The following is a 3400-nucleotide window of genomic DNA, read 5'->3' on the forward strand; positions in this document are numbered from 1 at the left end:
CCCGCGCCGAACGACTTGCACCGGCCGTCGGCCGGCAACCCGGGCTGCCGCGAGAACTCGTCGAACGTGTGCGGGCTGCTCATGACCGTGACCCCGCCTGCCAAGGCGAGATCGCACTCGCCGGACCGCAGCGACCGCACCGCCAGGTGCAAGGCCACCAGCGACGAGGAGCAGGCCGTGTCGACCGTGAGCGACGGCCCTTGCAGGCCGAAGGTGTACGACAGCCGTCCGGACAGGACGCTCGACAGGTTGCCCGCCAACAGGAACCCCTCGAACTCCTCCGGGGTCGTGGCGAGCCGGGACGCGTAGTCGTCGTACATCGCGCCCGTGTAGACGCCGGTGGTGCTGCCGCGCAGCGTCTCCGGGTCGATGCCCGCGCTCTCGAACGCCTCCCACGCGGTTTCCAGCAGCAGCCGCTGCTGCGGGTCGGTGGCGGTCGCCTCCCGCGGCGACAGGCCGAAGAACTCGCGGTCGAACAGATCCGCGTCGTGCAGGAACCCGCCGTCGCGGGTGTACGACGTGCCGACGTGCTCCGGGTCCGGGTCGTAGAGGTCCTCGGCCCAGCCCCGGTTCGTCGGGAACGGGCCGACCGCGTCCACGCCGTCCGCCACCAGCCGCCACAACTCCTCGGGCGAGGTAACCCCGCCGGGAAACCGGCACGCCATGCCGACGATCGCGATCGGCTCGTCGGTGCGCGCCCGCGCCACGGGCCGGGCCTTCGGTTTCTCCGCCGTCACCAGGGACAGCAGGTGCTCGGCGAGCCGGGCGGGCGTGGGGTGGTCGAACGTCACGGTCGCGGGCAGCCGGAGCCCGGTGGCCGTGCCCAGGCGGGCGCGCAGATCCATGCCCGCCAACGAGTCGAAGCCGAGCGAGTTGAACGTGCTCCTGGCCGCCACGGGACTCGGGTGGCCGAGCACCGACGCGGCCTCGGCGCGGACCAGGTCCAGGACCGCGTCCGCCCGTGCCGCCTCGGGCAACGCGGTGATCCGGCCGGTCCACCCCGACGTGGAGCGGACGCGCACGGCCGGGCGAGCCGGTTCCAGGGCGGCGGGCACGACGAGCGTCTCGCCGGTGGCGAGGGCCGCGTCGAACAGGGCGAGGCCACGGGCCGGGGTCAGCGGCCGGACACCGGCGCGTGCCCACCGGGCCAGGTCGGTCTCGGTCAGCCCGGAGCCCATGCCCGCGTCCCACAGCCCCCACGCCAGCGACGTGCCGACAAGGCCGCGCGACACGCGGTGGTGGGCCAAGGCGTCCAGGACCGTGTTGGCGGCGGCGTAGTTGGCCTGCCCCGCCGTGCCGGTGATGCCGGAGATCGACGAGAACAGCACGAACGCCGTCAGGTCCATGCCCGCGGTCACCTCGTGCAGCACGCGGGCGGCGTCGGCCTTCGGCCGCAGGACCTCGGCCAGGCCCGCTTCGGTCAGGGTTTCGACCGTCGCGTCGGCCAGCACGCCCGCGGCGTGCACCACGGCCGTCACGGGGTGCGCGGCGACGAGCGCGGCCATCGTCGGGCGGTCCGCGACGTCGGCGGCGGTGAGGGTGACCTCCGCGCCCGCCGCGGTCAGGTCGGCGGCGAGGTCGTCCGCGCCCGGCGCGTCCGGGCCGCGGCGGCTGACGAGCAGGAGTCGGCGCACCCCGTGCGCGGCCACCAGGTGTCGGGCGACGAGGGCTCCGAGACCGCCGGTCCCGCCGGTGATCAGCACCGTGCCCGTCGGCCCGAACCGCGCGGGTGTCCTGGTCCGGTGGCTCCGGACCAGGCGGGGCACGTGGAGGTCTCCCCCGCGAACGGCGACCTGCGGTTCCTCCGGCACCACGGGCGGCGCGTCGCTGGAGTCGAGGTCGACCAGCAGCACGCGGTCCGGGTGCTCGGACTGGACGGAGCGGACGAAGCCCCAGATCCCGGCGGCGTCCAGGTCCACCTCGTCGGTGGGGAGCACGGCCACGGCGTTGCGGGTGACGAGGAGCAGCCGGGAGTCGGGGTGGTCGCCCGCCAGCCACTCCTGGACCACGCGCAGCACGCCGGGCACCGTCTCGACGTGGGCGATCACGACGTCGTCGGACGCGTCGGCCGGAGCGGTGATGACCGGCCAGTCCACTGTGGACAACGGTGTCGTGGTGGCGGCCGGGCGCAGCGTCAGGGCGGTGGCCGTGGCGACGAGACGGCCGTCGGACTCGGCCAGCACGAGGGAGGTGGTGCCGTCGCCGTTCGGCGTGGAGCGAACCCGGAGTTCGGTGGCGCTGCTGGGGTTCAGGGTGACCCCGCGCCAGCTGAACGGCAGGAGGAGCTGGTCGCCGCCGAGGACGAGGGCGTGCAGCGCGGCGTCCAGCAGAGCCGGGTGCACGCGGAACTTCCCCTTGCCCTCCGGCAGCGAGACCTCGGCGTAGGTCGACGTCCCGTCGGTCCACCCGGACTCCAAGCCCTGGAACGCCGGGCCGTAGTGGTAGCCGAGGTCCGCGAGGCGGTCGTAGGCGTCGTCGACCGGCACGGCCTCCGCGTCCTCGGGCCAGGCGAGGTCGGCGGTCGGCTCGACGGCGGGCGCGAGGACGCCGGAGGCGTGCTGGGTCCACGGGCCCGCCTCCGGGCGGGCGTGCAGGGTGAAGGCGCGGTGGCCTTCGGCGTCCGGAGCGGCCACGTGCAGGCGCAGCGCGGTGTCCCCCACCGGTTCCAGGGGTGCTTCCAGGGTCAGCTCGTCCACGTGGGGCACGCCGAGCCGATCGCCCGCGGCCACGACCGCTTCAAGCAACGCCGTGGCGGGCACGAGGACGCGGCCGCCGATCGCGTGGTCCGCCAGCCACCCGTGGGCGGCCAGGCCGATCCGCCCGATGACCACGGTGTCCGTGCCGTCGACGCCCTCCAGTTCCCCGCTGAGGAACGGGTGGTCGACGGGCGTGAGGCCCAGCGCGCGCGGGGTCGGGTTCTGCCAGAAGTGCTGCCGTTGGAAGGCGTACGTGGGCAGCGGGACCGGGGTCGCGCCGGGGAAGAAGGAGCCCGCGTCCAGGGGCGCTCCGTTCACGTACGCCGTGGCGACGCCCGCGCCGAAGGTCTCGCCCTCGTCGTGGCCCGCCCGCAGCAGCGGGACCACCGTCGCGGTGTCGGGCAAGGTGGCCGCGGCCAGGAGCGTCAGGACGGCGTCCGGGCCGACCTCGACGAACACCGTGGCCCCGAGCGCGTCGAGGCGGCGCACCGCGGCGGCGAACAGGACGGTCTCGCGGATCTGCCGCGTCCAGTAGTCCGGCGAGGTCAGGTCGTCGGCGCGGTCGCCGGTGACGGTCGAGACGATCGGGATGCGGGGCGGGTGGAACTCGAGACCGGCGGCGACCTTCCGGAAGTCGTCGAGGACGCCGTCCATGTGCGGCGAGTGGAAGGCGTGGCTCACGGTGAGGCGGCGGACCCGGCGGC

At 75.0% G+C, this 3400-nt stretch carries 1 protein-coding gene; it reads right to left on the reverse strand.

Going from position 1 to position 3400, the window contains the following annotated elements; all coding sequences use genetic code 11:
• Positions 1–3400, reverse strand: a 3400-nt coding sequence (locus ACFWW9_RS45995) for an SDR family NAD(P)-dependent oxidoreductase (RefSeq protein ID WP_390389967.1), incomplete at both ends; no start/stop codon positions are given.

The sequence above is a fragment of the Umezawaea sp. NPDC059074 genome (assembly GCF_042738955.1).
In the GTDB taxonomy this organism is placed as follows: Bacteria; Actinomycetota; Actinomycetes; order Mycobacteriales; family Pseudonocardiaceae; genus Umezawaea.